Genomic DNA, 15,964 nt, shown 5'->3' on the forward strand with positions numbered 1-15,964 from the left:
AAAGTGTCCAACTTTAAGGGTTCACTTCATTGGCCTGTTATCAGCTGACTTTTTTATTATTCAACTTTAAATTACCTGACAAATATACTTACGCTAAAATTTATTGTTTTGGCCAATTTTTAAATATTTTTTCGCTTTTTGTCGTCCCAAAGAAAAATAGTTCCTAGGAACTCAAAGAATTACCTAGGAACATTTTTTTCGATTACCTTTTTAACAAAGCTGCTTGCCACTCGACAAAGCTTATCATTATCTTCTGATCATCTAATTTTAGATCAACTAACCCCAATTTTAAAAGTAAATGCCAAGCATGCTTAAAATCAGCTTGACGGTGTTCAAAATATGCGCCATAAAGGAAATTTTTAATAGCAAGGTAAAGCTTATCTTGGTCGGCAACTTTACTTTGTGACGGGAGTTGTTTGATATGTTCATAATCGGCTGGAGTCATCACAACTAAGTGGGTCCATTGTTTTTGCGCACTAAATAATAATAGCCAGAAAATCACTTTGACAAACTGACGGGTTAGTTCAGTCAAATTTTCGGCCTCTTGATCGTGCCATACTTCATTCCAATGACTTAATTGATAGAGTTTAGCTAACTCAACATCTAAGGTTGTCATCGCATTAATCTGCCGTGCCTCCGGACCTAGCAAAATATCTTTTTGCTCCGTCATTTGACGATCAATACTAATTGACGACTGTAATAATTTAGTAATGTCTAACATTTTACTTTAAACCACCTAGATTGGATGGTCGAACCGCTAAATCGTCACGATTATCCAAATACCATTTTTGAATCAAATCGGAGTTTAACAATAAGTCGAAGAAAGAAACTCGGCTGGCTTGATCTTGGACCATAAAGTACCATTGCGGTTCTTCCAGCTGTGGATCAAATTTAATTTGTAATTTAACTTGATCCTCTAATTCCAATTCGGCCCCATTACTTTTCGGTAAGTTCATTAAGAAATAACCTGTATCCGCCGTTGCCACAAATAATTTATCGATGACGGTCGTATGTAGATCAGGCCGATTTAGATAATAGCCAAATTGATTGTCGGTATCAAGGATTCCCAAATCAATCGTAAAATTAAGTTCATTTTGTACAAACTTAGCCAAATTGATTAGTGGTGCCACGGCATTTTGCAAATCGTTAGCCGTTTGATAGCTATGATTAACGACAAAGAAATCCACCAAGGCTTGACTATTAAATCCCAATACCCGATGTTCTAAATCTAATGAGAACAGAGCTAAATGATATTCTTGATCAGCAAAACATACTTCATTGGTTTCAATCCGCCGCTCAAACTTAAAGGCAACATCTTCACCCAACTCTGCAATTTGCATTCTCAGATCATTATGATCCCCTTGCAAACGAGTATTTTGCGCTTTTAAGAGACCTAATAGACGATCAATAAAGATCAAATAGTAATCCGCAAAATTATAATGTTCTGGTAACTTCACATAATTACTGGTTAAATTAAGTTTGGTTAAATCCTTAGTTGCATCCAATAATACCGCTGGATCTTGATCATTGGCCAAAACGTTTAACAATTCGACATAGCGTTCGCCAGTTTCTAATCCTTGTTTGATCGAATGACTTAATTGTTTCATTAAGGCTAGCGAGCTTTTCGGTGTCTGATTACTCATGGTTTTCACCTACTTTCGTCTTTGCCAGATGATTCAAATATGCTACATACAATTGGTCGTTAGCCTTTTCAAAATCGTTAAAGGACCCGAAAACGTCATTAATACTCTTTTGTTCGTAACTTAAAATCGTATTTTCTTTGGATAAATCCAAAATTATTTTTTCGTTACGTTTGATGTTGTCTAAGGCATTATGAGTAGCTTGTTGTTCCTCATCTAATTGACTAATTTGTTGAACAATTGCTTCACGGCTTTCGCGACTTTCCTTAGATTCAAAAATTCCTGAACGGGAACTAGCCTCCCGTAAATCATCTTCCAATTGAGCACGCTTACTCTCCCGTTCTTCTTCTGAATCTAAGAGAGCTTGCAAATGCTCATTTTCTTCCGATAATTCATTAATTTTTTCACTGTTGTAACGTTTATTTTCTCTAGCTAACTCAACCGCTTTAGCCAGCTTAGTGTATTCTTCTTCGTTAAAATCAAATTTAACATTTACGACATCTAACTCACCGAATTCACGGCGATCCCACCAGTTACCAAAGAAAATTCGAAAGTGTCCCTTGGTATATTCTTGGTAATAGAAAAACGGATAAGCCTTACCTAAATAATCAATTAAGTTGGTGCTTAAGAAATTACTTAATTCATCATGCAAATTATCAACTAAATCAACCGTACTAGGATGATTGGGCGTTAACTCTTTTCCTAATACTTCGTGATCAAATCTACTTTGATTTAATAATTGATAGACCTTACGATCTTGATGTTGATCAATTGCTGAACTAAGGTCATTAAGATAATTAACCTTAATACCAAGTTGAGATTGAATGAAATCCCCCGTGGCGCTTTGTGTTTGTGGACTTGCCATCGTTCATACTCCTTTTAACGTTAGTACCTTTATTTTAGACAATCATTATCATAAATAACAGTCAGATGAACAAAAAGTCTATTGATTTTCAATTCTTCTTTAAAGAATAAATAAAAAGTCGATCACTAAGACCGACTTTAATTTTTAGTATGTAGACATGTAGCGATCTTGTTCCCAACGAGATACTGATTGCCGATAAGCATCATATTCCATCGTCTTCGCTTCCATAAAGTTGTAGAACAAGTGATCACCTAAAGCTGCTTTAACCACTTCATCCGTCGCCAGACTCTTCAATGCGTTGTGAAGAGTATCCGGAAGGGTTAAAATTTCTCGACTAACTCGTTCTTCTTCGGTCATGGTATAAATGTTTTCATCCACACTGTCAGCCGGCTTTAGATCATTCTTCAGACCATCTAAACCAGCAGCTAGAATAGCAGCAATGGCTAAATATGGGTTAGCTGATGGATCAACTGACCGTAATTCCAACCGCGTTCCCATGCCCCGATCACTTGGGACTCGAACCATTGGGCTCCGATTATGAGCTGACCAAGCAACATAAACCGGTGCTTCATAACCTGGCACCAAACGCTTGTAAGAGTTTACCGTTGGATCACAAATTGCAGTCACAGCCCGAGCGTGTTTCATAACCCCGGCTAAGAACTTATATGCCGTCTCAGATAATTGTAACTTTCCGTTTTCATCGTAGAAGGTATTTCCATCTTGATCAAAGACTGACATATTCATGTGCATCCCTGAACCGTTGATCCCAGAAAGTGGCTTTGGCATAAAGGTTGCATGGAAACCATATTTCTTCGCAATTGTCTTCACAACCAATTTGAAGATTTGGATGTTATCAGCTGCTTCAAGGGCGTCCGAATACTTAAAATCAACTTCGTGTTGACCAGGTGCCACTTCATGGTGCGCAGCTTCCACATCAAAGCCCAGCTTTTCCAGAGCTAACACAATGTCACGGCGACAATCTTCACCCTTATCGGCTGCTTCTAAATCAAAGTAGTTCTCTTCGTCGTTAACCTTTAAGGTTGGTTCTCCATTTTCATCCGTTTCGAACAAGAAGAATTCTGGTTCTGGTCCAATGTTAAAGGCAGTAAACCCAGCGTCCTTCATTTCAGATAAGACCCGCTTCAAATTGTTCCGTGGGTCACCCATAAATGGTTCCCCATTAGTTAAATGGACGGAACAAATTACTTGTGCTACCTTCCCATGTTCAGCGCCCCATGGCGAAATTAACCAAGTACCCATGTCTGGGTATAGGTACATATCACTTTCTTCAATCCGAACAAACCCATCGATTGACGAGCCATCAAACATCACCTTATTAGCCAATAACTTATCTAATTGACTAATTGGAAGATCCACGCTCTTCATCGTGCCAAACAAATCAGTGAACATCAAACGTAAGAACCGAACGTCCTCTTTTTTGATTAGTTCACGAACTTCATCATTTGTGTATACGTGTTTTGCCATAAACTTAAATCCTTTCGCATTTGCGGTTATAAATTTAACGGCGGCTAAAAGGTCAATGTTCGGATTTTTAGGCTAAATCCTCAACTGACAACGTCTAACAGTCGTCTTTCAATTGCATATAACTATAACAATCTTGCTAGGGAAAATCAATTAGATGATCAGAGTTCGAAACACTTAAAGTTATCTCGAAAAGATACTTTATTTTTTTAACCACGCCACTATACTTTCTTCAATTTCGTTAGTAGAATTTTCCCCGCTAACGAGATCATACCAATTGGTTGCTACTTGATTTCTAAACCAGGTCAATTGACGTTTGGCATAGTGACGTGAGTCTAATTTAACCCGTTCAACGGCAGACGCTAAATCATCATCACCAGCTAGATATGAAAAGAATTCACGATAGCCAATCCCTTTAGCAGCGGGCAGTTCACTTCCACCTTGCTCTTGCAGCCATTTCACTTCATCGAGCAAACCTGCTTCCATCATTAAATCGACTCGATGATTAATTCGTTCATATAAAATTGAGCGTTCAGTCGTTAGACCAATTACTAAAAATTCATCTTTTGCTTGTTTTGGCTTTTGGGCAGAAAATAAGTTACCGGTCCTTTCAACTACCTCCAGTGCCCGAATTACCCGACGGCTATTTTGCACTGGGATTTGCTGAGCCGCTTGAGGATCCACCCTCTTTAATGCTTGCCAGATTGCTTCTGAACCTTCACTTTGTAAACGAGCTTGCCACCGTTGTCGAATGATCATTGATTGGTCATCAAAATGATCATCACCTAAAGTGAGATTTTCCATAAGGGCTTTTAAGTAAAAACCAGTGCCTCCGACAATTATCGGTAGGTGTTGCCGTTGACTTATTTCGTTAATTTTTGTCTGAGCTAAATCTTTAAATTCAGCGACCGAAAATCGTTCTGTCACATCCTTAATATCAATTAGGTAGTGCGGTATCCCTGCCATTTCGGTAGGAGTAACCTTAGCGGTGCCGATATTAAGGTGGCGATACACTTGCATGGAATCACCTGAAATGATTTCACCATTTAATCTTTGGGCTAGTTGAATTGATAGAGCCGTTTTCCCCACGGCTGTTGGGCCGACGATTGCGACTACTTTTACCATCACAAAATCCTTTCATTATATCCGTTAGGCTGGTAATTTAACATTTTATCTTGCATAATAAGGATAATTAGTTTGAGGAGGTTTTCAAAATGAAACAGTTTACTAAAGGATTCTTTTTAGGAAGTTTAGCTACTATTGGTGCTTTGGCCAGTGGCATCTTTGCTTTCCACAAATCAGTTATTGAACCCATTGAACAAGAAGAAGAACGATTTGATCAAAATCGGCGGCAAGCTAACCGGAAAAATCGGTCAGCTCACCAACTATAAACCTCTTGTTTAAAACAAGGCCTCCTGGTTCCGACAACGGATCAGGAGGCCTTTTATTTAATATTTGGCTTTTTTAGTTTTACCATCCCACTTAGCGTAACCACCATCAAGAATATACAACTTTTTATAACCGCGTCGTCCTAAAAAGGCCGCTGCGTTAGTGCTCATTGACATTCCTTGGTCATACATATAAATGGGTAAATCCGACCGCAATTCTCCATATTGTTGCTTCATAAATGCGTATGGTAAATTCCGTGCCCCTAAGATGTGGCCCCGGTCAAAATCGGCTTTTTGTCGGAGATCAATCACTTGCGCCTTATGGGAGCCCTTTTGAAATTCATCCTGCGAAAGGACTGTGGCGTAGTGACTCCGCCGATAACGACCGATCACATATGTTACTAGCCAAAAAACTAGTAAAACCGTTACCACTAAATCAAAAACTAATAAAAATGAATTCATGCTTAATGCCCCTCCAACAATTAATCAAATTGCTTGGCTAATGAAGCGGCCCCAATAACCCCAGCATCATTACCTAATTGAGCTAACTTCAAAACGGTTGACGTCCGAACCGTTGGGAAAGCATACTTTTCAAAATTATTCTTAACCCGATCAAGTAGGTAGGCTCCAGCAGCCGAAACACCACCACCAATCACCAAAGATTCAGGATTTAAAGTATTACTAATGTTTGCACAAGCTAATCCCAAATAGAAACATACTTTATCAACTACTTGATTTGCTAAATAGTCACCGGTTTGGGCGATCTCAAAAACATCCTTAGAAGTAACTTCTTCACCGTTATCGACCATTTCCTTAAGGGGACTATTACCAACATATTCCTCGGTTGCGTCTTGGGCTAGGTGTACAATTCCCGTAGCTGAAGCATACTGTTCTAAACAACCATAGTTACCACAAGTACATTGGTAACCATTATTTGGTTCGACACACATATGACCAACTTCCCCAGCGGCTCCATTAATCCCATGAACTAATTCACCATTGGCCACGATTCCACCACCAACACCGGTTCCGAGGGTAATGAATACGACGTCATCGCCGTCATTACCGGCGCCTTTCCAGGCTTCACCAAGACCAGCACAGTTGGCATCATTATCAATGGCAAACTTCAGACCAGTTCCCGCTTCAATTTGTTCTTTAACTGGTTGGGATGTCTTCCAATTTAAATTATAAGCTCCAATAACCGTCCCTAATTGACGGTTAACCGTTCCGGGAGTACCCATCCCAATCCCAACAAATTGAGATTTATCCATTTTGTATAAATCAATGTGATGGTTGATTGATTCAATGATATCAGGCACGATGTGGGATCCTTCATCCAAAACATTGGTCCGAATTGACCACTTCTGTTGAATCTTTCCATCATCAGTTAGAATGGCAAATTTAATTGTCGTTCCACCTAAATCAACACCAATTAACTTCTTATCACTCATCTTTCTTCTCACTTTCTATTTATTTGATCGATTGGCTTGCTCTTCTTCTCGATGTTCTTTTCGCAAAACTAATTTAGCTTGCATGTAAAGATCTCGATCAATAACGCCGGCACGAAAAAGGTTATCAACTTCCAATGCCATTAATTCAATATCCCACAATCGTTTACCAACATATACAAAAACGTTAAATCGTTTTAATAATTGTTGAACATCGTATAGGGTTCTGAGTCGAGGTTGATTATCCATTTAACAATACCATCCGCATTAAGCTGGCCAAAATTAAGATCAAAATCACCGCACTTAGTAAGCGCTTCACTACACGAATTTTACCAAATTGTTCGGGATCAAACAAGGCACCCGCTAAGAAACCGGCTAACAAGCCTCCTAAATGGCCCCATATATCGATCGACGGACTCATCAAATCAAACACTAAATTAATGATCATTAAAATGATATATTGTCGGGTCAAAATCCGCAAAAAAGGTTGTTGACGATGCTCAGCACCTAAAAAAATAAAAGCACCAAACAAACCAAAAATTCCAGTGCTTGACCCTGCAGCAATACTTGTCGGACTTAAAGCAGCACTTAGTAAATTACCGCTGATGACACTGATTAAATAGATTAGGATCAATTTCCAGTGTCCAAATAATTGCTCAATGTAATTCCCCATATAGTATAGGACAATACTATTTAATAAAAGGTGCATAATACCAATATGTACAAAAGCGGATGTGATTAATCGCCACCATTGTCCGGCCACCAACAGCGGAGCATATTCGGCACCAAAATTTAGTAAAGTTACCGTATTGGTTGAACCGCCATTCACTTCCATGGCAATAAATACGAGTACCTGAATAACGATAATGGTAATCGTTACTGGGGTTCGTTTAAAAGCTTCAATCATAACTTCCTCCGCTAGTTAATACCATCTGGACATCGATGTCAAAGGCATCACGTTCCCATTCATCCTCTTGGGCTAACTGGCATTGCATTGCTAAAGCGATCGTTCGACCATGAAAATTAGCTAAATAACGATCATAAAAGCCCCCGCCAAAGCCAAGTCGCTTTCCCTGCTGAGTAAATGACACTCCGGGCACGATCATTAAATCAATCTGGTCTGCAGGATACAAGCGACCATTAACTGGTTCCATCACCCCAAATTTAGTTTGTTCAAAGCGTGTTTCCTGATCGTATTGATAAAATTTCATCTGACGATGGGAAAAAGTTTTCGGGACGACGACGATTTTCTTGGCTTGCCAAGCAGCTTGACAAATTGGCTTCGTTTGCAATTCCATACTCTGGCTCATCGTAGTCGCAATCACTTGGGCAGTCTGCCAAGCTGATGTTGCCGTTAATTTATCAACTAAGGCTGCTTCTTCATTTTGGCGATTCGCTGCACTAATTGTCATCAACTCCAGGTGACGTGAACGTACCGATAGTTTATCCATTAAAGGCCTCCATTATTGGTCAAAAAAAGAGGATCAGCTAAACGCTATCCTCTATCTCACCAAGTATAAAACTACTTAGTTTCACGGTGTAATGTCACTTGACGTTCCCGTGGGCAGTACTTGTTTAATTCAAGACGGTCTGGGTTGTTACGCCGGTTCTTACTCGTTAAGTAAGTCCGTTCGTGGCATGAAGTGCATTCTAAAGTAATGTTAACACGCATTATTTTAACCTCCGTTGCTATTTTATAATTGGTTATACGTTTTCGTACAATCCGTAACCTAACTCGTATAACTATACCATTAAAGTCAGCTTTTGACTAGTCTTTTTCTTGGAATATGTTAAGGATATTCCCTTGACAGGTTTCTAATTACTAGAACTATTATTTTTGACTATTGACCAGTAAGCTGAGAATATTTCCTTGGCCATGGTAATATTGGCCCCGCTATCATCATCCGTGGCTCCATTAATCCCTAACGCTACCACTACCTGTGGATTATCACTTGGTGCATATCCAGCAAAACTTAAGGTCGTTGTTGAATTCCCATTATAATAGGTTTCGGCCGTCCCCGTCTTTCCAGAAATTGATGGTGTTTCCGAACCTAACGATTTGGCCGTGGTATTGGAATCGGTCCCATGAGTAACCAAGTACAATCCACGTTTGATGATATTTAACTCACTCTTCGTAACTGGAAGCGTCGATTGAACCGTCGGGTGAGCTGTGTACTCAACTTTGCCCAAGGATCCGGTCGAAGTAGTTTGCCGAATCTGTTTAACCAGGTACGGTTTCATCTTCTTACCACCATTAGCGATCGTCGACATGTACTGAGCCAATTGCATTACAGTATATTCATCGTAGTTACCATAGGAAAGATCAAGCGCTTTCCCTTGATCGGAACTCGTTGATGACCCTTCATATCCTGAGACTTCACCTGGCAAATCAATTCCCGTCTTCGTTCCTAAACCAACCATGTTGTAGTAATAACGAAGTTTAGAGAAAATATTAGATTTTAAGGCTAAGTGAGCGCCACTTCGGTAGGTAAAGCCACCAATTTTCATGGCGATCTGCATCATATAAGAGTTAGATGATACTTGCAGAGCTTGGGCCGCCGTTAATGACTGATTAGCACTCCCGGTCTTATTGAACCAAGAAGTCTTGGCACTCGTTCCCGCTAATTTAATCGGCATATCAGTTAATGTATTATTCGACGGCGTAATCACCCCTTCTAGGAAACCGGCGATTAAAGTAGCCCCCTTAACAACCGATCCCATCGTCATCGCCTGAGTAATCGCTCCCGTTTCGTCTACAGTTTCTTTTCCGGTTGATGGATCCCGATCAATACCAGCCATGGCGTAAACAGCCCCTGTATTAGGGTTCATTACAACTGCGTAAACTCCGGTTGAATACGTATTCCCAGCTGAAGAATAATTATCTGACAGAATCTGTTGGACCTTCTTTTGGAAGTTATAGTTAATCGTAAGGACTAAACTTGATCCTCGCTGACCAGCATAGGTCGTCTTTTCTTTAGTGACCTTATTACCATTGGTAGTGATCTTAGTTGTGCCTTTAATCCCCGCCAATGCGGACTGATACTGTTTCTCTAATAGGCTCGTTCCCACGCTATCATTGCGTGAATATCCTTGGGCTAATAGGGTCTTTAATTGGTCGCTCGGTAAGCCGTTCGTCGAAACCGATCCCGTCAGTGAAGTAATATCATCATCGGCATACTTTCGCGTCCATGCCGTCGATAATTTAATCCCCGGCAGTTGACTTAAATGTTCACCAATCTCAGCAATTTCCTTTGATGTAACCCCTGATTTTTTCAGGTAGGTGGTCGACATAGTATAAGAACTATTCATCGTGGTATATAATTGTGCGCTATTTTTCTGCGATGCGGTCAACTTATATACCGAAGGGTGTTTTTCAAGATAACGTAAGGCCTTTTCGTATTGTTCTGTTGAACTATCAGCATCCGAAGTCTTAATTTTCTTTAAAACAGCTTGGTAGTTTTTAGTATTAGCAAGGTAGTAAGCTTCCTGATCAGCCGTTGATAAATTATCAGTATCAACCGTTAAATATTTACTCAAACGATTAGCTAATTTATAAACATCAGAACTACTGGTCCCCGAACTCTTGGTATAAGTAACGGCTTTATGAGCTTGATTAGTCACAAGGGCGGAACCTGTAGAATCAAAGATTAAGCCCCGCTGAACATTCGTCGTCCTAGTATAGGTATTTGAATTGCGGACCGCTGATTTATAATAAGACCCCTGCAAAATTTGCATATAAAATAAACGGGCCCCTAACATTACCATTAAAATTCCGGAAATCCATAATAAAACGTGTAATCGGATTGGCAAAGTTGGCGACTTAACTCTGCGCCGTTGACGGCGCCGTTCTCGCGATCGAGTTGATTGATTCGAATTTTTATGTAGCAAACTCAATTAACTGACGCTCCTTTTAAAAGTTTCCCCTAACCATTTGATAATACTCTATTTTACAATGGTTGAAAATAAAATTTCACTTTAAATCACATAAATTTAATCTAAATGCAAAGTCTGACCAGTTATAATGAAATTTGATTAGATTGAGGGAGAAGAATGAATCTATGTTAACGAAATTAAATCAGCGTCGCAATATTCTAGCACTCAGTTTCCTAGTTCCCGTTTTGATTATGGAATGCTATTTTGCCATTCGTGGCATGGCACCATTTGGGAAAAGTAGTATCCTAACGGTTGATTTGGGTCAACAATACGTTGATTTTTACGCTTATCTCCGCTCATCCATCTTGCACCATCCGGCGAGCCTTTTATATTCATTTTCTAAAGGACTCGGCGGTGAAATGTGGGGTACTAATGCTTATTATTTAATGAGTCCCTTAAATTTATTGCTCTTATTTTTCCCCGGTGCCTCCCTGAGTAGTGGAATTTTATTTTTACTATTAATTAAATATGGCTTAGCTGGTTTATCCATGGCTTATTTATTGGATCGTACAAACCTACAGTCCGGTTGCCGACTTTTAATGTTTAGTACCCCTTATGCCTTAATGGGATGGATGATTGCTAATCAATTAAATATGATCTGGTTAGATGTCCTCTGGTTACTCCCCTTAGTAATTGTGGGACTAATACAGTTGCTGGACGATGGACGTCCCTGGTTTTATTTAAGTTGGTTAACCATCACCATGTTTGTCAACTATTACATGGCCTGGATGGTTTGCGTCTTCACGATTTTATTTACCTGGTGGCATTTAAGTTTAAGCCGTCACCCTTGGAAACAAAAGATCCGGCGCTTTCTCCGGTACGTAATTTATTCATGTTGGTCCGGATTACTCAGTGCGGTTATCTTATTACCAACCATTTATGCCCTGACCCAAAGTAAAGGAACTTATAATAATACTGACTACACTTGGAAGTTAGAATACAATCCGTTAAAACTCTTAGGTAAGTTAGTGCCTGGTTCCTTTAATTTCTCTCAGATGCCTAGCGGTCAAGCTAACATATACGTGGGCATGTTGATGATGACTGGCTTCCTTTTGTATTTCTTTAATCGTCGCGATCGAAAATGGTCACGCATCATTGCGGCTCTGATTTCTATATTTTTAGTGGCCTCTTTTGTTGTGCAACCACTAGATCTCTTTTGGCATTTAGGTCAATTCCCGGTTTGGTATCCTTCACGATTTTCTTTCCTATTTTCTTTTTGGGTAATCTGGCTGGCCGCTCGAACCTTAACACCCGATTTTCAACTTAAATGGCCTCAATTACTATTTATCTTAGCAATCAGTTCCTTAATTACGGTTGTCCTATTAACTAAGGTCAATTCGATTTTAAGTTATATCAACACCACCCAAATTTGGATCGGCTATAGTTTCGAATTATTAGCTCTTATCGCATTATCAATCCGCCGGCATGACTATTTTTACCATGGTTTCTTAATCTTATTAGCTTGCGTGGATGTTAGTGTTAGCGCCATCTTATCCCTGAACCAGATTTCATATGTCAGCCAGAGTGACTACGGTAACTACACGACCCAACTTCAGCAATCAATCAAAAAAATCAAACAAGCTGATCAGAGCTTTTATCGGATCGCTAAGAGTTTTTCCCGGACTAAAGATGACCCCTTTCAAGCAGGCTTTTACAGTGGTGACCACTTTGGCTCCACTTTAGAACCAAGTGTCTCTAAATTTATGACCTTAATTGGGCAACCAGCCGGGGACGACGTGATCTCATATGCGAACGGAACCAAAATTACAGATTCACTTTTAGGATTTAAGTACAATCTGTCCACCTCCGCAACCAATGATTCAGCGCTAGGAGTTAACACCATTCGACCTGATTGGACTGGGAAAACGATTGCCAAAAATGGCAAGATCACCATTAAGCAAAATTCAACTGCCCTGCCAATTGCCTTTGGGGCCAGTCAAAAGATCTTAAATCTTAAATCATCATCAACTGATCCAACTCAGTATCAATCCATGATTTATCAAGCATTAGCTGGTAAGTCAACTAATCAGTCCCTCTTTAAAGTTCAAAACTTTAGTAATGTCACTTATACTAACACAAATGAAACAACACAAATTACGGGAGCAATGATCGTTAAAAATGATCCCCTCCTAGTCGGTAAGGTCGAATTGACTTTTACCCCACAAACAAACGATCCCTATTATCTAACCCTAGGCGAATCTGCCGTAGCTAATGCCACGATTGAAGTCAACGGACGTCCCGTCACCAATGTTTCAAGCTTCCGCAATACCATTATCATGAATGTTGCCAATCATCAAAAGGGCCAATCCATTAAAATTTCTTTCACCCTTAAAAAAGCCTCTTTATGGTTACAAAACGTCAGTCTCTACCAACTTAACCAGACTGGTTTTCAATCGGACTATCAGAAATTAAGTCAATCGCCATTTAAGATTATCAAGTCGGGTAGCAATTACTTGACTGGAACGATTAAACTAGCCCGGAATCAAAAAGTAATGATGACAACCATTCCTGCAGCTCAAGGATGGCACGCAATCGTGGACGGTCACCCCGCTAAATTAACCAAAGTGATTAATACCTTCTGGGCCCTAAAATTAAGTCCAGGTAGAACTCATCGAGTTACCCTCTTCTTTATTCCGCCATTCTTATTTACTGGCCTGGTCATGACTATCATTAGTTTGACTGGGGCGATAATTATGACTAAACGAAAAGCTTAAAATGTTATCAAAAAAGCGGCTGAGCAAGAACCCCATTTCTTCTTCAGTCGCTTTTAAAATATCCAAAATATTATTTATATCGACGGTCGCTCCACCATGGTCACTGGTAAGTATTCTGTTCCTAACTTTTTTTTCGGATCATGGATCATTTCTAATAAGAATTGGGCTGCTTGAGATCCCATTAACTCCATATCTTGACGTAATAGGAAAATCCCATCACCGATAAACCGTGACCAATCCCAATCGTCATAAGAGATTAAGCCAATATCTTGAGGAAAAGTTATGCTTAAATTCTTAAAAATATCCAACAAATTAAATAGTAAAGGGCCCATTAGCGAAATAACAGCGGTTCGCCCACTTAGTTCTTGCAGATTTTGCTGTAATTCAGCTTTGAGCCACTCCACATTGCCATCCCGCATTTCTAAGTTAATATATTGAAGCTGATGATCATTGGCCGTTTGCATTAATCCCTTAATTCGCAAAATTTGACCAGAGGCTTCGGCTAAGCGGGAACTAACCGAGATGACATTTTGATAACCATGATCAACTAAAATTGGGCCCAACCGATAACAGGCATCAAAATTTTCACTAGTGACATAAGCAACATCAGTAGGTAAATTTTTCATCGTCCGATCGACAATAATGATTGGAATTCCGTTGGCTCGGCACCGTTCAAATTGTGCAAACGATGCTGCACTGGGTTGAACAATAATACCATCGGCCCGTTGTTCAATTAAACGATCGAGATGCCGACTTTCCGCTTCCTTAGAATCGTTTGAATTCATTAATTGAATGTCGTAGCCCGCCGGTTGTAAAACATCATAGATTCCCTTTGCCATCAAAGATGAAAATGGATTGGCAATATCACCAACCAAGACTCCCACCAAATGACTGGATTTTTGGCGCATTTGGCGGGCTGAAGAAGATGGTGAATAGTCTAAGTCCGCGATTACTTGGGCAATCCGTGCTTTAGTTTCATCACTCATTTTTTGATAATGCTGATTTAAGTATCTAGATACTGTAGTTGCCGACACATGTGCTTGTCGGGCTACGTCTGAAATAGTCGCTCTTTTTCCCATAATCGTACCCTTTAAAAAAACTTGATGTTAATCATTATAACATCAAGTTTTTTTACCAATCATCCAATTAAACAAACAAAGATAAGGTATAAACCGCTGCTAAGCCAGCTAAGGAAATTACAATCGTTAAGGTCGTCCACGATAATAGGGTTTCTTTCAAAGATAGTCCAAAATATTCTTTAATCATCCAGAAGCCAGCATCATTAACATGGTCGCAAAAGATTGATCCAGCACCAACTGCTAAGACCATCAAGGCTGGCATTGCCGACCCAGGAGCATATTGTTCAGCCATCGGTGCTAATAAGCCGGCCGCCGTGATTCCGGACACCGTTGATGATCCCAAAGAGACCCGTAAAATAGCGGTTATTAACCAAGCCGCAAAAATTGGTGATAAGTTAGTGCTGGAGAAAAGCGCGGACACATATTTGGAAATTCCGCCATCGACCAGGACCTGTTTAAAGGCTCCCCCACCACCAATGATTAACAGCATCATTGAAATTGATTTAACCGACGATACCATGATATCAGAAATTTCTTTCATATTTTTCTGCCGGAAGATCCCCATAGTGAAGACCGCGATCAGCATGGAAAGTAACATGGCAAAATCTGGCGCCCCGATAAATTGAATTACTTGGTTGACTAAGTTCTTGCTCGGTAAAACAAAGGAACAAATTGTCGCAATAGCAATTAAAATTACTGGCATCATCGCCGTCAATACCGAGATTCCAAATCCAGGTGTGTCAGCTAACTTGAATTCCTTATATTCACCCAAAACTGAAATATCAATATTTTTCCGATAGACCTTAGGATAAAGTTTCTGCAAGGCCCAGTTATACAAGGGACCCGCAATGATAATAGTTGGGATGGAAACGACGATCCCGAGCAATAGAACATGACCTAATTGCGCATGTAAAACTTCCGTAATCGCGGTTGGTGCTGGGTGGGGTGGTAAGAAACCATGTGTTACATTTAAAGTCGCTGCCATCGGAACACCTAAATACATTAATGGCATATCTAATTCACGGGCGATGATAAAAATAATTGGTAAGACTACTACTAACCCGACTTCAAAGAATAAGGCTAAGCCAATGATAAACGATGCCAAGATAACCGCTACTTGGATCCAACGACGACCAAATTTATTGATTAAGGTGGTGGCAATTCGATAACCACCACCGGCTTCAGAAACTAGAGAACCTAGCATAGAACCGAATCCAAAGATAATGGCTAAGTGACCTAATTGAGAACCAATTCCTGATTCAATGGTGGTTGGAATTTTGGTAACTGGTATTTGTAGAAGTAAGGCTACAATAAAAGAAGTAACGACTAGTGAAACAAAGGTATTCAGTTTTAACTTTATAATTAAGAAAATAAGAATTAAAACCCCAATTAATACAATCAATAATGGCATGATT

16 protein-coding genes are annotated in these 15,964 nt (G+C 39.8%); 2 read left to right on the forward strand and 14 right to left on the reverse strand.

Features of this window, described 5'->3' with window-relative positions; translation table 11 throughout:
- Positions 1–202: 202 nt before the first annotated feature.
- The 5 genes from FC60_RS03790 to miaA form a co-directional block, all read right to left on the reverse strand.
- The gene (locus tag FC60_RS03790; protein ID WP_056937151.1) at positions 203–721 is read right to left on the reverse strand and encodes a hypothetical protein; all 519 of its coding nucleotides are present in this window, start codon (positions 719–721) and stop codon (positions 203–205) included.
- 1 nt (position 722) lies between these two features.
- On the reverse strand, positions 723–1,643 hold the full coding sequence (locus FC60_RS03795; RefSeq protein WP_082601344.1) for a hypothetical protein: 921 nt from the start codon (positions 1,641–1,643) through the stop codon (positions 723–725).
- Positions 1,636–2,505, reverse strand: coding sequence for a hypothetical protein (locus tag FC60_RS03800; RefSeq protein WP_056937152.1), 870 nt, complete (start codon positions 2,503–2,505; stop codon positions 1,636–1,638). The genes FC60_RS03795 and FC60_RS03800 overlap by 8 nt, the downstream gene beginning before the upstream one ends.
- 144 nt (positions 2,506–2,649) lie before the next feature.
- Entirely contained in the window at positions 2,650–3,990 is a 1,341-nt protein-coding gene (gene glnA / locus FC60_RS03805) for a type I glutamate--ammonia ligase (protein WP_007121722.1), read from the reverse strand.
- A gap of 198 nt (positions 3,991–4,188) precedes the next feature.
- Positions 4,189–5,112 carry a tRNA (adenosine(37)-N6)-dimethylallyltransferase MiaA gene (gene miaA / locus FC60_RS03810; RefSeq protein ID WP_056937153.1) on the reverse strand — a complete coding sequence of 308 codons (924 nt, stop codon included), beginning with the start codon at positions 5,110–5,112 and terminating at the stop codon, positions 4,189–4,191.
- A gap of 89 nt (positions 5,113–5,201) precedes the next feature.
- On the opposite strand from miaA, the gene FC60_RS09275 reads away from it, so the two are divergent.
- A complete protein-coding gene (locus FC60_RS09275; protein ID WP_082601345.1) occupies positions 5,202–5,378 on the forward strand; it encodes a DUF3042 family protein in 177 nt (58 codons plus the stop codon).
- A 57-nt stretch (positions 5,379–5,435) separates the two neighbouring features.
- Here FC60_RS09275 and FC60_RS03815 read toward each other — a convergent pair whose 3' ends face one another.
- The 7 genes from FC60_RS03815 to FC60_RS03840 all read right to left on the reverse strand — a co-directional run bounded on the left by FC60_RS03815 (position 5,436) and on the right by FC60_RS03840 (position 10,711).
- Complete coding sequence (locus FC60_RS03815; protein WP_007121724.1) at positions 5,436–5,837, reverse strand: rhodanese-like domain-containing protein; 402 nt, start codon at positions 5,835–5,837, stop codon at positions 5,436–5,438.
- A 20-nt stretch (positions 5,838–5,857) separates the two neighbouring features.
- A complete protein-coding gene (locus FC60_RS03820) occupies positions 5,858–6,826 on the reverse strand; it encodes an ROK family glucokinase (RefSeq protein WP_056937154.1) in 969 nt (322 codons plus the stop codon).
- A gap of 15 nt (positions 6,827–6,841) precedes the next feature.
- Positions 6,842–7,072, reverse strand: coding sequence for a YqgQ family protein (locus tag FC60_RS03825; RefSeq protein WP_040467839.1), 231 nt, complete (start codon positions 7,070–7,072; stop codon positions 6,842–6,844).
- Complete coding sequence (locus FC60_RS03830; protein ID WP_056937155.1) at positions 7,065–7,730, reverse strand: rhomboid family intramembrane serine protease; 666 nt, start codon at positions 7,728–7,730, stop codon at positions 7,065–7,067. Before FC60_RS03830 ends, FC60_RS03825 begins: the two co-directional genes overlap by 8 nt.
- Positions 7,723–8,274, reverse strand: a complete 552-nt coding sequence (locus FC60_RS03835) for a 5-formyltetrahydrofolate cyclo-ligase (RefSeq protein WP_056937156.1) — start codon at positions 8,272–8,274, stop codon at positions 7,723–7,725. The genes FC60_RS03830 and FC60_RS03835 overlap by 8 nt, the downstream gene beginning before the upstream one ends.
- A 71-nt stretch (positions 8,275–8,345) precedes the next feature.
- Positions 8,346–8,495, reverse strand: coding sequence for a 50S ribosomal protein L33 (gene rpmG, locus FC60_RS09280; protein ID WP_081478357.1), 150 nt, complete (start codon positions 8,493–8,495; stop codon positions 8,346–8,348).
- Between the two features lie 143 nt (positions 8,496–8,638).
- Positions 8,639–10,711, reverse strand: a complete 2,073-nt coding sequence (locus FC60_RS03840) for a peptidoglycan D,D-transpeptidase FtsI family protein (protein WP_056937221.1) — start codon at positions 10,709–10,711, stop codon at positions 8,639–8,641.
- A gap of 170 nt (positions 10,712–10,881) precedes the next feature.
- On the opposite strand from FC60_RS03840, the gene FC60_RS03845 reads away from it, so the two are divergent.
- Complete coding sequence (locus FC60_RS03845) at positions 10,882–13,470, forward strand: YfhO family protein (protein ID WP_056937157.1); 2,589 nt, start codon at positions 10,882–10,884, stop codon at positions 13,468–13,470.
- A 74-nt stretch (positions 13,471–13,544) separates the two neighbouring features.
- On the opposite strand, the gene FC60_RS03850 is transcribed toward FC60_RS03845, so the two are convergent.
- Together FC60_RS03850 and FC60_RS03855 are read right to left on the reverse strand one after the other, a co-directional pair.
- On the reverse strand, positions 13,545–14,549 hold the full coding sequence (locus FC60_RS03850) for a LacI family DNA-binding transcriptional regulator (RefSeq protein ID WP_056937158.1): 1,005 nt from the start codon (positions 14,547–14,549) through the stop codon (positions 13,545–13,547).
- A 67-nt stretch (positions 14,550–14,616) separates the two neighbouring features.
- Positions 14,617–15,960, reverse strand: a complete 1,344-nt coding sequence (locus FC60_RS03855; protein ID WP_056937159.1) for a gluconate:H+ symporter — start codon at positions 15,958–15,960, stop codon at positions 14,617–14,619.
- Between the last annotated feature and the right edge of the window lie 4 nt (positions 15,961–15,964).

Source organism: Limosilactobacillus gastricus DSM 16045 (genome assembly GCF_001434365.1).
GTDB lineage: Bacteria > Bacillota > Bacilli > Lactobacillales > Lactobacillaceae > Limosilactobacillus > Limosilactobacillus gastricus.